This window comes from Weizmannia sp. FSL K6-3076, from assembly GCF_038007245.1.
Taxonomy (GTDB): domain Bacteria; phylum Bacillota; class Bacilli; order Bacillales; family Bacillaceae_C; genus Weizmannia; species Weizmannia faecalis.
The window spans coordinates 2,194,980-2,209,442 of the sequence record NZ_JBBOWU010000001.1 but is presented as its reverse complement, the minus strand read 5'-3'; the positions used below and the strand labels follow the sequence as shown (position 1 = coordinate 2,209,442).

15 protein-coding genes and 1 other annotated feature are annotated in these 14,463 nt (G+C 49.4%); of the genes, 11 read left to right on the top strand and 4 right to left on the bottom strand.

What is annotated here, in order from left to right; genetic code table 11:
• The first annotated feature begins 3 nt into the window (after positions 1–3).
• Genes NSS95_RS10515 through NSS95_RS10480 form a run of 8 tightly spaced genes read left to right on the top strand, consistent with a single transcriptional unit; the run spans position 4 to position 5,001 of the window.
• On the top strand, positions 4–504 hold the full coding sequence (locus NSS95_RS10515; protein WP_013859968.1) for a MogA/MoaB family molybdenum cofactor biosynthesis protein: 501 nt from the start codon (positions 4–6) through the stop codon (positions 502–504).
• Positions 501–1,181: a molybdenum cofactor guanylyltransferase gene (gene mobA, locus NSS95_RS10510; protein ID WP_046721540.1), complete on the top strand. Its 681-nt coding sequence runs from the start codon at positions 501–503 to the stop codon at positions 1,179–1,181. Before NSS95_RS10515 ends, mobA begins: the two co-directional genes overlap by 4 nt.
• Complete coding sequence (locus NSS95_RS10505; protein WP_328228466.1) at positions 1,078–2,376, top strand: molybdopterin molybdotransferase MoeA; 1,299 nt, start codon at positions 1,078–1,080, stop codon at positions 2,374–2,376. Before mobA ends, NSS95_RS10505 begins: the two co-directional genes overlap by 104 nt.
• Complete coding sequence (gene mobB, locus NSS95_RS10500; protein WP_308928252.1) at positions 2,336–2,818, top strand: molybdopterin-guanine dinucleotide biosynthesis protein B; 483 nt, start codon at positions 2,336–2,338, stop codon at positions 2,816–2,818. The genes NSS95_RS10505 and mobB overlap by 41 nt, the downstream gene beginning before the upstream one ends.
• A 4-nt stretch (positions 2,819–2,822) precedes the next feature.
• On the top strand, positions 2,823–3,275 hold the full coding sequence (locus NSS95_RS10495; protein ID WP_017550277.1) for a molybdenum cofactor biosynthesis protein MoaE: 453 nt from the start codon (positions 2,823–2,825) through the stop codon (positions 3,273–3,275).
• Positions 3,275–3,505 (top strand): molybdopterin converting factor subunit 1, encoded by a 231-nt coding sequence (gene moaD, locus NSS95_RS10490; RefSeq protein ID WP_026104495.1) that lies wholly within the window; start codon positions 3,275–3,277, stop codon positions 3,503–3,505. Before NSS95_RS10495 ends, moaD begins: the two co-directional genes overlap by 1 nt.
• A gap of 3 nt (positions 3,506–3,508) precedes the next feature.
• Positions 3,509–3,997 (top strand): cyclic pyranopterin monophosphate synthase MoaC, encoded by a 489-nt coding sequence (gene moaC / locus NSS95_RS10485; protein ID WP_014097710.1) that lies wholly within the window; start codon positions 3,509–3,511, stop codon positions 3,995–3,997.
• A 2-nt stretch (positions 3,998–3,999) separates the two neighbouring features.
• Entirely contained in the window at positions 4,000–5,001 is a 1,002-nt protein-coding gene (locus NSS95_RS10480) for a ThiF family adenylyltransferase (protein WP_014097711.1), read from the top strand.
• Between the two features lie 41 nt (positions 5,002–5,042).
• Here the strand turns inward: NSS95_RS10480 and NSS95_RS10475 are convergent, their stop codons facing one another.
• The 3 genes from NSS95_RS10475 to NSS95_RS10465 all read right to left on the bottom strand — a co-directional run bounded on the left by NSS95_RS10475 (position 5,043) and on the right by NSS95_RS10465 (position 8,963).
• A complete protein-coding gene (locus NSS95_RS10475; protein ID WP_017550278.1) occupies positions 5,043–5,570 on the bottom strand; it encodes a DUF1641 domain-containing protein in 528 nt (175 codons plus the stop codon).
• A 16-nt stretch (positions 5,571–5,586) separates the two neighbouring features.
• A complete protein-coding gene (gene fdhF, locus NSS95_RS10470) occupies positions 5,587–8,529 on the bottom strand; it encodes a formate dehydrogenase subunit alpha (RefSeq protein WP_110134046.1) in 2,943 nt (980 codons plus the stop codon).
• 293 nt (positions 8,530–8,822) lie between these two features.
• Positions 8,823–8,963 (bottom strand): hypothetical protein, encoded by a 141-nt coding sequence (locus NSS95_RS10465; protein WP_013858507.1) that lies wholly within the window; start codon positions 8,961–8,963, stop codon positions 8,823–8,825.
• 87 nt (positions 8,964–9,050) lie between these two features.
• On the opposite strand from NSS95_RS10465, the gene NSS95_RS10460 reads away from it, so the two are divergent.
• The 3 genes from NSS95_RS10460 (at position 9,051) to tyrS (ending at position 12,964) form a co-directional block, all read left to right on the top strand.
• Positions 9,051–10,169 (top strand): RNA-guided endonuclease InsQ/TnpB family protein, encoded by a 1,119-nt coding sequence (locus tag NSS95_RS10460; RefSeq protein ID WP_014095882.1) that lies wholly within the window; start codon positions 9,051–9,053, stop codon positions 10,167–10,169.
• 173 nt (positions 10,170–10,342) lie between these two features.
• The gene (gene fdhD / locus NSS95_RS10455; protein ID WP_014097714.1) at positions 10,343–11,152 is read left to right on the top strand and encodes a formate dehydrogenase accessory sulfurtransferase FdhD; all 810 of its coding nucleotides are present in this window, start codon (positions 10,343–10,345) and stop codon (positions 11,150–11,152) included.
• A gap of 213 nt (positions 11,153–11,365) precedes the next feature.
• Positions 11,366–11,564 (top strand) — a binding site (T-box leader).
• A gap of 140 nt (positions 11,565–11,704) precedes the next feature.
• A complete protein-coding gene (tyrS, locus tag NSS95_RS10450; protein ID WP_013859957.1) occupies positions 11,705–12,964 on the top strand; it encodes a tyrosine--tRNA ligase in 1,260 nt (419 codons plus the stop codon).
• A gap of 100 nt (positions 12,965–13,064) precedes the next feature.
• Here tyrS and NSS95_RS10445 read toward each other — a convergent pair whose 3' ends face one another.
• Positions 13,065–14,438 carry a sigma-54 interaction domain-containing protein gene (locus tag NSS95_RS10445; RefSeq protein ID WP_014097716.1) on the bottom strand — a complete coding sequence of 458 codons (1,374 nt, stop codon included), beginning with the start codon at positions 14,436–14,438 and terminating at the stop codon, positions 13,065–13,067.
• Positions 14,439–14,463: the final 25 nt, after the last annotated feature.

Sequence of the window (14,463 nt, the reverse complement as noted above, 5' to 3'; positions counted from 1 at the left end):
GGATTGAGCACGAAAGAACATAAACAACAGGCCGATCTTCCGGTGCTGTGCAAAGTGATCACCGTTTCCGATACCCGGACGGAAGAAACAGACAAAAGCGGCAGGCTGATGATAGATTTGTTAAAACAGGAAGGGATGGAAGCGGCGGAATACAGCATCGTTAAAGATGAAGCGGACGAAATCAGGCAGGCGGTTTTACAGACGAAAGAAACCACCAATGCCATTTTGCTGAACGGCGGCACCGGCTTTACGAAAAGGGATGTTACAGTGGAATCGGTCCGGCCGCTCCTCGATAAAGAAATGCCCGGTTTTGGCGAGCTGTTCCGCTATTTAAGTTATGAAGAAATCGGAAGCGCCTCGATGCTCAGCAAAGCGCTTGCCGGCACAATCGGGAAAAAAGCCGTATTTTCAATGCCGGGCTCCAGCAACGCCGTGTCCCTTGCCATGAAAAAACTCATTTTGCCGGAATTAAAGCATATTGTCTGGGAGCTCAGCCGGCAATGAATACAGCCGGAATTGTTCTGGCAGGCGGGAAGTCGAGCCGGTTCGGCGGCGAAAAATCGCTTGCGAAAATCGGCGGCATAGAGATGGTCGCACGCAGCGTGGATGCGCTCGCCGGAACTGGGGCGATCATTGTGGTAGCGCGGCCCGGGCTTGCGGAAAAAATCCCGCGCAACCGACCGATTGAGGTGATTTGCGATCTTCCCCGCTACCGCGGAAAAGGCCCGCTCGCCGGCATTTATTCGGCGATGCTCGCAGTGGACGCCCAGTGGTACGCTGTGTTGCCGTGCGATACGCCGTGGATCGGAAAAAGAACGGTTGCCCGGCTGCTTCAAGAACGCGATCCGGCATATGACGCCATCGTGGCCCGGGCAGAGGGGAGAATCCAGCCGCTCGTTGCCGTTTTTCACAACAGGGTGAAAGAAAAAGTAAGGGAGCAGCTTGAAACAGGCCGCCTCAGCATGCGGGCGCTTTTTGAACGCTGCCGCCTGAAATTTATCGATTTTGCGCAGGAAAAGGCGTTTGCCAATATCAATACAAAAGAAGATTATATTTTACAACAAAAAGAAGCCGGTGATGTTGATGAGAAAACCAATCAAAGTGGCGGAGGCCATCCGCAAAGTGATGGCCCATCCGCTTGCAGGCGAAAAGGAGCTTGTGCCGATTCAGAGCAGTTTTAACCGGGTGCTTTCCGATGATTTGGCTGCAACCCATGACGTGCCGTGGTTTAAACGGTCGCCGTATGACGGGTATGCGATTTTTTCCGGATCCACACTTGAAGCGGGCGCGGACCACCCCGTTCTCCTTGAAGTTGTCGCCACAATCGGGGCAGGTTTTACATGGGATGAAGGGATAAAGCCGAATCAGGCCGTGAAAATCATGACCGGCGCCGCCATCCCGGACGGGGCAGATGCCGTGATCATGGTGGAGCTCACAAAAGAAGTGGTGCAGAACGGGAAAACATTTGTGCAGATTAAACGGAAAGTCCGGCCCGGTGAGAACATTGTCGGCATTGGCGAAGATATGAAAAAAGGCGAAGTGCTTGTCCCGAAAGGCACGCTCGTTAATCCGGGCGTAATGGCGGCGCTTGCAACTTTCGGATATACAGAAGTGCCGGTCACAAAAAAACCGAAAGCCGCCGTTATTGCAACGGGGACGGAGCTGCTCGAAGCCGGCGAGCCGCTCGAAAAAGGGAAAATCCGCAACAGCAATGCCTATATGCTCTGGGGGCAAATCATCCGCGCCGGGGGCGAACCGGTTTTTTACCGGCTTGTGAAGGATGATTTCGAGGAAACATATGAAGCGGTTAGGCAGGCGGTTAAGGAAGCGGATATCGTCATGACAACGGGCGGCGTTTCGGTCGGCGATTTTGACTATATTCCGAAAGTCTACGAAAAGCTGGGGGCAACGCTTTTATTCAATAAAGTGGCGATGCGCCCGGGGAGCGTGACATCGGCGGCCGAATTGGACGGGAAAATCCTTTTCGGCCTCTCCGGCAATCCGTCCGCCTGCTACGTCGGTTTTGAACTGTTCGTCCGCCCGTACTTAAAAACGATGCTTGGCGAACGAAATGTTTATTTGAAAAAAACGCAGGCTGTACTTGGGGAGGATTTCCCGAAACCAAACCCGTTCACCCGTTTTGTCCGCGCCAAACTTTCTTATCAGGAAGGCCTGCTGCACGCGCTTCCGGTAAGAAGAGACAAATCGAATATTGTTTCCTCTTTAATAGAAGCGGATGCGTTGATTGTGCTGCCGGGCGGGTCCCGCGGTTTTATAAAAGGGACCATGGTGGATGTGCTGATGCTGGAAGACGGGGAAGGGGCGCCTCTTTGGGATGAAAATATTACAGATCGCAGGCCGCAAAGACAGCGGTAAAACCGCCCTTGCCGAACTTTGGACACGGGCTTTGGCGGATAACGGATACCGGGTCGGAACACTGAAACACCACGGCCATGGCGGGAAGCCGTTGCTCGCTCCCGGCAAAGATTCCACGCGGCACTTTGAAGCGGGCGCCCAGGCAGCCGGGGTGGAAGGGGACGGCTTGTTTGTTCTCGCTGTGCATGTCGATCAAGGACTCGCACTGGAGCAGCTCATCGGCTGGTACGAGACATTGCCGCTTGATTTGCTGCTGATTGAAGGCTACAAATACGCGCCCTATCCGAAAGTGGTCTGCCTCCGTGATGAACAAGACAGGGATTTGCTCAGCCTGCCGAATGTGCGGGCCGCCTTCAGCCTGAATCCGGCGTTATCCGGCTGCATAAAACTTTTTGACCGGAAAAGCTGCATTGAATGGGTTGAAGCGTTTTTAAAGGAGTGAAAGTATGTTTGAAATTGTAAAAGAACCGGTGGACGTTTCCAAACTGATCGAGGCGGTTGCCGACCGGAATGCGGGCGCTATTGTCACTTTTATCGGCACTGTCCGGGAAATGACAAAAGGAAAGAAAACATTGTATCTGGAATATGAAGCATACGAACCAATGGCCCGGAAAAAATTGGAACAAATCGGTGCCGAAATCCGGCAGCAGTTCCCGGCAGCCAAAACGGCCATCGTGCACCGGATCGGACGCCTCGACATCTCCGACATTGCGGTTGCGATTGCGGTTTCCGCCCCGCACCGAGATGAGGCCTACCGGGCAAACCGGTACGCAATTGAAAGAATCAAAGAAATGGTGCCGATCTGGAAAAAAGAACATTGGGAAAACGGCGAAATGTGGGTTGGCAACCAAAAGGAAACGGTTTTTTACGAATCAGGGGCACCGGAGGCGTTTGAATGATGATTAAAGTATTGTTATTTGCTCATTTAAAAGAACAGGCTGGCCGTTCTGAAATGGAAATCAATGGCGAAAATATGACGGTAGGCGAACTGCGCGAGACGCTTGCGGAAAAAGGGATTTTGCAGCAGGACGCGGTGATGGTGGCCGTGAACGAAGAATTTGCCCGCGATGAGGAAATGGTCCATAGCGGCGATACCGTTGCCCTCATTCCGCCGGTCAGCGGAGGTTGAAAAATGGGAAACTTGACGCATATGAACGAACAGGGCCGCGCCAAAATGGTCGATGTAACGGCAAAACCGGAAACCTCCAGGACGGCGCGTGCAAAAAGCAGTGTGCTCGTTTCAAAGGAAGTCTATGAACAGATTACAAACTTTAAAATCAAAAAAGGGGACGTGCTTGCCGTCGCGCAGGTGGCCGGCATTATGGGCGCGAAAAAAACGGCGGATGTCATTCCGATGTGCCACCCGTTGCCTCTGACAGGCGTTGACATTTCGTTCAGCTGGCAAAAACGGGAAGACGGGTATCGCCTTGACATCGAAACAACGGCCAAAACGAAAGGGCAAACGGGCGTGGAAATGGAAGCTTTGACAGCGGCGTCCGTATGTGCGCTGACCGTCTATGATATGTGCAAGGCACTGGACAAAGGCATGGTCATCGGGCCGACCTATCTGATCGAAAAAACAGGCGGAAAAAGCGGGCATTTTATCAGGCAGGAGGAATGAGCATGGAACGGTATTCCCGGCAAATACTGTTTGCCCCGATCGGTGAAAACGGACAGCAAAACATTTCAAAAGGCCATGTGCTCATAATTGGCGCCGGCGCGCTCGGCTCCGCTGTTGCGGAAAGCTTGGCGCGGGCGGGGGTCGGAAAAATCACGATGGTGGACCGCGACTATGTCGATGAAACGAATTTGCAGCGGCAAAATTTGTACTGCGAAGAAGATGCGCGCAACCATTTGCCAAAAGCGATCGCTGCAAAAAACCGGCTTAAAGCCATCAACAGCACCATCCGTATCGAGGCGCATGTGATCGATGCATTTGATCCGAAATTGCTTTCTATTTTGGAAGAAGGCGTTGATGTGATCATTGACGGGACCGATAATTTTGAGACGCGCTTTTATGTGAATGACCTGGCGCAAAAATACCGGATCCCGTGGATTTACGGCTCCTGCGTCGGCAGCTGTGGTGTTTCGTTTCCGATCATTCCCGGCGAAACGCCTTGCCTCCGCTGCCTGATTGGCCATCTCCCCGCTTACCACGCGACGTGCGATACAGCAGGCATTATCGCGCCGGCTGTGCAAATGACTGCGGCTTACGAGACAACGGAAGCTTTAAAACTGCTTTCCGGGGAAAAGCCGCGCGATTCCGTTGCCGTTTTTGATATTTGGCAAGGCGAACATCATTTCATCAAAGCAGGAAAAATGAAAAATAAGGACTGTCCGTCATGCGGGGGGCATCCGGTCTATCCGGCCCTACAATCCCAATCATCGGCTGATGTGCTATGCGGGCGGGATACAGTACAAATCCGTCATCCGGGCGCGTTCGAGCTTGAAAACATGGCGCGGGAGATGAAAGCGGGCGGTGCTGCCGTAGAGTATAACGGCTACTTAATGATCACCGCGCTTGAAGGCCACCGGACGGTTTTATTTCCGGACGGCAGGATGCTCATTCACGGTACGAAAGATAAGAGAGAGGCCCGTTCGCTCTACCAAAAATATTTTCAATGAAAAAGGAAGCACGCATTTCCGTGCTTCCTTTTCGAATGGCGTTAAATATTTGCCAATGTTTCATTATCCACGTCTTCTTTTTTCGGCACCGGTTCCTGGAGCGCCTTTCCCATGCCCTTCAAAAAGGAAATGGCGAAACCGACTGCCCGGTTGACGTCCGGGTCGCTCAACGATTTCAGCAGCCCGAACAATGTCACTTTTTCCTCCGAGCCAATGAATTGTTTGCCTTCATCAAAGCCTGATGCTACACCGTTCATCAAGTGGATAATAAGGTCGTGGTCGGCTTTCATAAAGACGCCGGCCGTGCCGAGCAGCATGTTGATCAGGTTAACGACCTGTTCCCGGGATAATTGCTCAAGGACGATTTTTAAAATATCATTTTTTGCGAGAATCATTGCATTTGCGGCTTCCAGTGCGCCTGTATCATTGAAATCATCGATCAGCCGGATCAAATTTTCAAACGCATCTTTATGATCGGCAACCAGTTTTTCCAATTCCTCGAGCTTTTGCCGGGTGACTTCTTCTTCCGTCGGCTGCTGTCTTGCAATCTCTGTGATCGGAGCGGCCATCCTTTTTCCTCCTCTCTTAGTGTACGTCTGTTAATGGTTGATAGCCTTCGCGCTGCCATTTGCGTTCGACTTCCACGCCGCGTGTAGGATTGCGTTTCTTATCGCGGTGGTTTGATTTCGGCAGTGGTGACTCCCCACCTTTTCGGATCAGTTCCATCTTCACTTTCGTTTGTTTAAACGCCGGTGTGCTTTGCCGTTTATCGTAAATCGGCCCGGTTAAGAAGTTGATCGCCGATTCTTTTTCCGTCGAGTGCATCGGTAAGTATAGTTCTTTGCCCTGCACGCGATCTGTGACCAGCACATGCAGTTGCAGCGAGCCGAACGGGGAAGTGACGCGGACAAGGTCTCCGGTGTCGAGATTGCGTTCTTTTGCAAGCTCCGGCGACACTTCAACGAATACGCCCGGGACTTTTGATTCGATGCCTTCCGATTTATTGGTCAGATTGCCTTCGTGGAACTGTTCCAGCATCCGGCCGTTATTAATATGCAAATCGTATTGTTCCGGAAATTCGGCCGGTTTTACCCAGTCTGTCAGGGCAAACCGCGCTTTGCCGTCCGGGAACGGGAAGCCGTCCTTGTAAAGAAGCGGGGTATTGGCACCATCGAGGCTTCCCCAAAGGAAACTGTTCCAGCCTTCCAATTTGTCGTAGTCTGCCTGTGCAAACAGCGGGGTCAGGCTGGCCATTTCGGCAAATATTTCGCCCGGGTGGCTGTAATTCCAGTCTGCGCCGAGTCGTTTTGCCACTTCCTGGATAATCCACCAGTCCGGTTTGGATTCGCCCAAAGCCGGGAGCGCCTGGTATAGCCGTTGCACACGGCGTTCCGTGTTTGTAAAGGTGCCTTCTTTTTCAAGCGACGGAGCTGCAGGCAAAATAACATCCGCATATTGGGCCGTTTTTGAGAAAAAGACATCCTGGACGACAAGAAAGTCAAGATTGGAAAGTTCCTCGCTTACATGGTTGGCGTCGGAGTCGACAAGCGCCATGTCTTCGCCGATGATATACATCGCTTTTAACTGCCCGGCTGCAATCGCATGCAGCATTTCAATATTGTTCAGTCCCGGTTTGTTGCTGATTTTGACGCCGTACGCTTTTTCAAATTTTTCGCGTGCCGCATCATCCTCCACATGCTGGTAGCCCGGCAGCCATCCCGGCAGCGTGCCCATATCGCATGCGCCTTGCACGTTGTTATGCCCGCGCAGTGGATAAGCGCCTGTACCCGGACGTGTATAGTTTCCGGTTGCAAGAAGCAGATTGGAAATAGCAGCGGACGTATCGGAACCACCTGTATTTTGCGTGACGCCCATGCCCCAGAGGATACATGTTCCGTCTGCCTGATGGATCATTTCGGCGATTTGGATCAGCGTTTCCTTCGGGATACCGGTCATCTTTTCAGCGTAGTCGAGCGTGTATTTTTCAAGCGTTTCTTTAAATTCATCAAAAAAGTTCACTTTTTCCGCAATGAAGTTTTCATCATGCCAGCCTTGGTCGATGATATATTTCGTCACCGCCATCAGCCATACCTGGTCTGTGCCCTGGTTCGGATGGATAAAAAGATCAGCGCGCTCTGCCATTTCGTTTTTGCGCATATCGGCAACAATCAGTTTCTGGCCGTGCAGTTTATGGGCCCGTTTGATGCGAGTTGCAAGGACCGGGTGGGCTTCCGCCGGGTTCGCGCCGACAATTATGACAAGACCGGCTGAGGCAATATCTTTAATCGTGCCGCTGTCGCCGCCCATGCCAACGGTTCTGAGCAGGCCGTCCGTTGCTGGCGACTGGCAATAGCGCGAACAGTTGTCGACATTGTTGGTTTCAAATACCTGGCGCGCCAGCTTTTGCATTAAATAGTTTTCTTCATTGGTGACTTTTGAAGAAGAAATAAAACCGACCGCATCTTTTCCGTATTGCGAATGGATTTCTTTCAGCCGGCTTGCCACCACGCTGAGCGCTTCATCCCATGATGTTTCTACAAATTTACCGTCTTTGCGGACAAGCGGTTTTGTCAGCCGTTTATCGGAATTGACAAAATCCCAGCCGAATTTTCCTTTGATGCAAGTGGAGATGGCGTTTACCGGGCCTTCATGCTTCGGTTCGATTTTTAAAATTTTCCGGCCCTTTGTCCATACTTCAAATGTGCAGCCGACACCGCAGAAGGTGCAAACGGTTTTCGTTTTTTTCGTGCGCTGTTCGCGCATCGAAGCTTCGATTTCGGATATGGCAAAAATGCTGCCGTAACCCGGTTCGACTTTTTTCACAAGATCAATCATCGGGTCGAGCAGATCCTCTTCAAGCCCGGTTAAATAGCCTGCCTCGCCGAGCATCGATTTTTCCATCAGTGCATTGCAAGGGCAGACGGTGACGCAATGCCCGCAGGAAACGCATGACGATTCGTTGATCGGAACGCCGTTATCCCAAATGACGCGCGGGCGTTCTGCTTCCCAGTCAATGGAAAGCGTTTCGTTCACCTGCAGATTTTGGCAGGCTTCCACGCATCTCCCGCATGCGATGCACTGGTTCGGGTCGTACCGGTAAAACGGGTTGGAATAGTCGACCCCGCTTGCGTCCGTTTTTGGCGTGAACGGATATTTCTGATGTTCGATGCCCATTTTTTCCGTTGTATTGTGGACGATGCAGTTGCCGTTGTTATTGTCGCACACCGTACAGTATAAAAGGTGGTTGGCGAGAATCCTGTCCATCGCTTCATGCCGGGCTGCTTCCGACCGGTCATCGCTGAGGCGGACCACCATGCCGTCCTCCGCCGCCGTCGAACAGGTGCGCATCAGTTCCCCGTTCACTTCCGCAATACACGTGTCGCAAGTTTGGATCGGATCTACTTCCGGGTAATAGCAAATTTGTGGATGAAAAATATCATTCCGGTTGATCACATCGATGATTTTCTCGCCGGGGCGGGCTTCATAATCCCGGCCATCAATCGTGATGTGAATCGATTTGGTTTCCATTTCTTTTCCTCCTTTTGCAAACAGTGAAGGCAGGCCTTCAGAAAAGAATACAAAAAACCGGCAACTCTGTTACTTATACCAAACCTTTGCAAAAATAAAACTATCATTCTCTTTTTTTATTCTAGCATCTGATGCAAAAATGAACAAACCATCAGAGTGTTTTGCCTATTTGAGCGGGCGGCTTTTGTTTTTAACGTCTTTCCGAAAGAAGTCTCCCATCCTCAAGGAATGTGAAGGTGCGAATCGCACCAATGAGTAGGTGGGAGATGAATTTCGGTTGGCTTTAGCCAAAGTTATTTTTCCAATCCTTTTCTCAACAATTCTAAGATTGCGGCTGTTCTAGTTGGAATCCCATTTTCTTTTTGATATTGCTTCAATTTTTCTAATATCGTCTTAGGCATACGAATTTCTACACGTTCTTTCTCTTCTCTCATGATTATCACCTCATATTGATTGTACGGATTTTTTACGATATAATCAATATATACGAAATTTTTCCGCACAAAGTGAGGTGAATTGATATGGCCAAGCAAAACAAAGCTTTCAAGTTTCGTTTGTTACCAAACAAAGAACAATCCGCATTATTAGCTAAGACATTTGGTTGTGTTCGCTTTGTCTACAATAAGATGTTAGCTGAACGCAAAGAAACGTATGAAAAGTTCAAGGATGATAAAGAATTGCTTAAAAAGCAAAAGTTTCCGACCCCTGCAAAATATAAAAGTGAATTTCCATTCCTAAAAGAAGTGGATTCTTTAGCTTTGGCAAATGCACAAATGAACTTACAGACTGCTTATAAGAATTTCTTTGAAGGAAACGCGGATTTTCCAAAGTTCAAAAATCGTAAAGCAAAACAATCCTATACAACTAATATGGTCAACGGAAATATTAAGCTAGAAAATGGTCATATCAAACTGCCAAAAATCAAAAAGCCAATAAAAATGAAACAGCATAGAGAGATACCTGCTGATTATAAAATCAAATCTTGCACTATTTCTAAAACAAAGACAGGCAAATACTACATTTCAATTTTGACAGAATATGAGAAAGATATTCGTCCAGTTAAAATACAGAAAGTTGTTGGTTTGGATTTTGCTATGGATGGTCTATATGTCGAGAGTGAACAGGGTAAGAAAGCCAATTACCCACGTTACTATCGGCAAGCCTTAGATAAATTAGCAAAAGCACAACGAATTCTTTCTCGAAGAAAGAAAGGTTCTGCACGTTGGAACAAGCAACGACTAGTAGTGGCTAAGTTACATGAGAAAGTGGCGAACCAACGCATGAATTTTCTTCATCATAAGTCAAAAGAATTAGCTTCTAACTTTGATGCTGTCGTGATTGAGGACTTGAACATGAAAGGGATGTCTCAAGCCCTTCACTTTGGGAAAAGCGTTCACGACAACGGCTGGGGGATGTTCACTACTTTCTTAGCGTATAAGCTAAAAGAACAGGGGAAACAACTTGTGAAAATTGATAAGTGGTTTCCCTCCACTAAGAAGTGTTCATGTTGCGGCAAGGAAAAAGAAATGCCATTATCTGAACGTGTATATAAATGTTCTTGCGGCTTTGTATTAGATCGCGATCACAATTCAGCAATCAATATCAAAAATGAGGGATTACGCTTATTAGCGTTATCATAAGTAACAAAACTCTTGGAACAAGAGGGTTAGCTCGGTCAGTTTTCGTTGGCTAGTAAAAGCAACGATAAGTCGAGAAGCCCCCACTTCAATCAAACCGTAAGGTTGATAAGTGGAGGGTAGTTCACTCTGATTCCTTTAAAATAAAACATTATAGACAGGGGGCTGTTGAACCCATGAAAAATGTGGACACGCAGAGGGAAATTCTCCGTTTCAAGAACGGGAGGCTCGAACGGGCGCTGGATACAGTCGCAACGGAATTCCCGGTGACATTAAAAGTGAATGGGCAGGAATGGGTGACGATGGTGTGCACACCTGAATATATCGAGGACATGGCGGTCGGTTATCTTGTGTCGGAAAGGGTTGTCCGGCGCTATGAAGATATCCGCGACATCTGGACGGATGAAAAAGGAGGATTCGTCCATGTCCGGACCGATCATCTTAATCCTTATTACGAACAGCTGCAAAATAAACGTTATATCACCTCCTGCTGTGGAATGAGCAGGCAGGCGTTTGTTTTTGTCAATGATGCTCTGGCGGCGAAAAAAATGGACGGTGTGCACGTCCGAATTACAGTTGATGATTGTTTCCGGCTGATGGAAGCATTGCAGGAGAATGCCGAAGTGTTTAAAAAAACAGGGGGCGTCCATAATGCTGCGCTGTGCGATGCCGGCGGGATCCTTGTCAGCCGGATGGATATCGGCCGCCATAACGCGCTTGATAAAATTTACGGATATTGTTTGAAAAATCAGGTTTCCACAAAAGGGAAAATCCTTGCATTCAGCGGGCGCATTTCCTCGGAAATTTTATTGAAGACAGCCAAAATCGGCTGCGAGGTGATTTTATCGAAATCGGCACCCACCACACTCGCCCTGGAATCCGCTGAAGAACTCGGCATTACCACGATCGGCTTTATCCGCGGTGGGTCGATGAATATTTACACCTGCCCGGAACGGATTGCCGGTGTTGCCGCCCATGCCCGGTGATTGCCGGGTGTATACGATCGGAAAGGCACGGTTTGGGTTGGAAGAAAACGGGAAGACACGCTGGAAGGCGTGCTTCGGGACGGAACAGGGCCTTTGCCGGATGAGGAAAGGTTAAAATGGGCATTACCGAATTTGAAGAAAGCGCTGGTGCAGCCTGCTTGGCAAGGTTGACATTTCAAAATGTATATGGTAAAAATAACTTACAATTTGATGAATGAAGCGTCGAAAGGATCAAGTAGCTTCCTGTTGCTGCATACAAGAGAGCCGGTGGTTGGTGCGAACCGGTACAGGCAGGCGGCGAATTACACCCCGGAGCTTTTGCCGGATACGGCAGACGGCCCCCAGCCGTTATCCAAATGAGTGGAGAAGCAATTCTCAAGTTGGGTGGTAACGCGATACAATCGTCCCTTCGTTTTGGCGGAGGGGCGTTTTTCTGTTTTACAGGAAAAAGAAGGCAGCAACAGGTTCCTGCCCATTATCGCCGGATATAAGCCGGGCGCTGGAACCTGAATGCTGCCGGCATTTGAAATGGCACAAAAGGAGTGGTTTGAAATGGATTTACTCGAAGATTTAAAATGGCGGGGAATTGTTTACCAGCAGACAGACGAAGAAGGGCTCGCGGAGTTGCTTCAAAACCGGAAAGTGACCCTGTATTGCGGGATTGACCCGACAGGCGACAGCATGCATATCGGGCATCTGCTCCCGTACCTCACGCTGCGTCGCTTCCAGCAAGCGGGACACCGGCCGATTGTCGTGCTCGGCGGGGCAACCGGCATGATCGGCGACCCGAGCGGCAAGAAGGAAGAAAGAAAGCTGTTAACAGTTGAAAAGGTCAAGCAAAACGGCGAAGCATTGAAAAAACAGCTGGAACGCTTTTTTGATTTTGACGGCGAGTCAGGCGCCATCATGGTCAATAACTATGACTGGCACGGCTCGATGGATCTCGTTACTTTCCTGCGTGATTACGGAAAGCATATCGGCATCAACTACATGCTTGCAAAAGACACGATCGCATCACGGCTTGAAACCGGTATTTCGTTTACGGAATTTACATATACAATCCTCCAGGCCGTCGATTACTTTAACTTGTATAAACAATACAACTGCCGCCTGCAAATCGGCGGAAGCGACCAGTGGGGCAATATTACAAGCGGCCTTGAGCTGATCCGCAAGCTCGAACCGGAAGGAGAAAAAGCTTTCGGGCTTACCATTCCGCTTGTCACAAAAGCGGACGGCACAAAATTCGGGAAAACAGAAAGCGGCGCAGTCTGGCTCGATGCCGAGAAAACATCGCCATATGAGTTTTACCAGTTCTGGGTCAACACGGCTGACCTCGATGTCGTAAAATACTTGAAGTACTTCACCTTTTTGCCAAAAGAAGAAATCGAAGAGCTGGAAAAATCGGTTGAAACCGAACCGCATCTCCGCAAAGCCCAAAAAGCGCTGGCCGCGGAAATGACAAAACTGATCCATGGGGAGGAAGCATTGCAGCAGGCTTTGAATATTACGGAAGCATTGTTCAGCGGCAATGTGAAGAAACTGTCGGCTGAAGAAATGAAGCAGGGATTTAAAGATGTTCCGTCATTCCAGCTTGAAAGCGAAGAACAAAAGCAGCTTGTGGAGTTGCTCGTTGCCGCCAAAATCTCCCCGTCAAAACGCCAGGCACGCGAAGATATCCAAAACGGCGCCATTTACGTAAACGGTGACCGCGTAACGGATCTCGGGTTTGTGTTGCAGGAAAAGGACAAAATCGGCGGCGAATTTACCGTTATTAGAAGAGGGAAGAAAAAATACTTTTTAATTAAACATTGAGGATATTAAGGGATGCACAATGAAGATGCCTGAAATGTGCATCCCTTTTTTATTGCTCCGATCGCGGCTTGCCCTTCTTCGTTTTTCCCGGCGGGGGAAGTCAGCTCCCAATTCCAAATTTTTTCAGCTTCTGATACAGGGTGACCCTTGAAATGCCAAGTTCTTTTGCTGCGGCGGATTTGTTCCCGCCTGCTTTGCGCAATGCTTTTTCAATGAGCTGTTTTTCCATATTTTCTTTTTCCACAGGCAAAGTGCCGCTTTCCGGGATGGCACTTCCGGACGGTTGGGTTTCATTTCCCTGGAAAAAGCGGAGAAGGGAGGCGCGGTCAATAAACGGCTTTTCTGATAGGATCACCATCCGTTCCATTAAATTCCGGAGCTCCCGGACATTCCCTGGCCAATGATACGCTTGCAGGAAAGAAAGGGCATCAGGGGCGAGTTCCGGTTCAGGCATCTTGTACTGGACGGCAAATTGTTTCAGAAAGTAGCGGGCGAGGACAGGAATATCGTCTGTGCGCACCCTTAATGGCGGCATCGTAATTTGAATAACATTTAACCGGTAATAAAGGTCCGACCTGAATGTCTTTTCTTTCATCATTTTTTCAATGTCTTGGTTGGTGGCGGCAATAAAACGGACATTGATTTTCCTGCCCGAAGCGTCGCCAATGCGGTAAATCACTTTTTCCTGCAGCACGCGCAGCAGCTTCACCTGCATATCTAGCGGCAGTTCGCCGATTTCGTCCAAAAACAGCGTACCCCCGTCCGCTTCTTCAATTTTTCCCGCTTTTCCTTTTTTCTCCGCACCCGTAAACGTGCCAGGTTCATAGCCGAATAATTCGCTTTCAAACAGGGCGGAAGGGATCGAGCCGCAGTTCACCGGAATAAAAGGGCCGTTTTTCCGCGCGCTTGCTTCATGGATGGCGCGCGCGCATATTTCTTTCCCGGTGCCGGACTCGCCGAGAATAAGCGTGACGGCATCCGTTTTCGCCGCTTTCGCCGCAATTTGGATCGTATCCCGGAGCGCGCGGCTTTTCCCCTTTAATTTGGAAAAAGGCGTTTCTTCATAGCTTGTGTACATTTTTTGGCGCAGTTCATTCAGTTCTATGGAAGTGGAGACGAGATTGTCGTTCAGCCTAACAATCTGGGTGATATCGCGTTCCACGGATACCGCGCCGATCAGCCTGCCGCGGTTGTCAAAAATGGGCCGCGCATTGACGACGACATGCTTGTCGGGGCGGGGCCGATGATATTGGTCGGTAATACGGGCTTTTGTCCGCAGCACTTTGAGCACCATTAAATCATCATCGCGAAAAAAATCGGTAATTTTTTTGGTTAAGATCATTTCTTTTGGAATATTGTAGGTCCGGACGGCGGCATCATTCCAATAAATGACTTCCTTTTTTTCGTTTACGATCGTAATCGCATCATTTTCCGCCGATAATACCGCCTGCAAATAAGACAGTTCATTTGCCATTTCCGTCTTCCTCCCCTTTGTCGTG

What these genes read in the sequence shown, in the direction of transcription:
- mobA (WP_046721540.1), top strand. Translation starts at nt 501, where the DNA reads ATGAATACAGCCGGAATTGTTCTGGCAGGCGGGAAGTCGAGCCGGTTC.
- NSS95_RS10505 (WP_328228466.1), top strand. Translation starts at nt 1,078, where the DNA reads ATGTTGATGAGAAAACCAATCAAAGTGGCGGAGGCCATCCGCAAAGTG.
- mobB (WP_308928252.1), top strand. Translation starts at nt 2,336, where the DNA reads ATGAAAATATTACAGATCGCAGGCCGCAAAGACAGCGGTAAAACCGCC.
- NSS95_RS10495 (WP_017550277.1), top strand. Translation starts at nt 2,823, where the DNA reads ATGTTTGAAATTGTAAAAGAACCGGTGGACGTTTCCAAACTGATCGAG.
- moaD (WP_026104495.1), top strand. Translation starts at nt 3,275, where the DNA reads ATGATTAAAGTATTGTTATTTGCTCATTTAAAAGAACAGGCTGGCCGT.
- moaC (WP_014097710.1), top strand. Translation starts at nt 3,509, where the DNA reads ATGGGAAACTTGACGCATATGAACGAACAGGGCCGCGCCAAAATGGTC.
- NSS95_RS10480 (WP_014097711.1), top strand. Translation starts at nt 4,000, where the DNA reads ATGGAACGGTATTCCCGGCAAATACTGTTTGCCCCGATCGGTGAAAAC.
- NSS95_RS10475 (WP_017550278.1), bottom strand. Translation starts at nt 5,570, where the DNA reads ATGGCCGCTCCGATCACAGAGATTGCAAGACAGCAGCCGACGGAAGAA.
- fdhF (WP_110134046.1), bottom strand. Translation starts at nt 8,529, where the DNA reads ATGGAAACCAAATCGATTCACATCACGATTGATGGCCGGGATTATGAA.
- NSS95_RS10465 (WP_013858507.1), bottom strand. Translation starts at nt 8,963, where the DNA reads ATGAGAGAAGAGAAAGAACGTGTAGAAATTCGTATGCCTAAGACGATA.
- NSS95_RS10460 (WP_014095882.1), top strand. Translation starts at nt 9,051, where the DNA reads ATGGCCAAGCAAAACAAAGCTTTCAAGTTTCGTTTGTTACCAAACAAA.
- fdhD (WP_014097714.1), top strand. Translation starts at nt 10,343, where the DNA reads ATGAAAAATGTGGACACGCAGAGGGAAATTCTCCGTTTCAAGAACGGG.
- tyrS (WP_013859957.1), top strand. Translation starts at nt 11,705, where the DNA reads ATGGATTTACTCGAAGATTTAAAATGGCGGGGAATTGTTTACCAGCAG.
- NSS95_RS10445 (WP_014097716.1), bottom strand. Translation starts at nt 14,438, where the DNA reads ATGGCAAATGAACTGTCTTATTTGCAGGCGGTATTATCGGCGGAAAAT.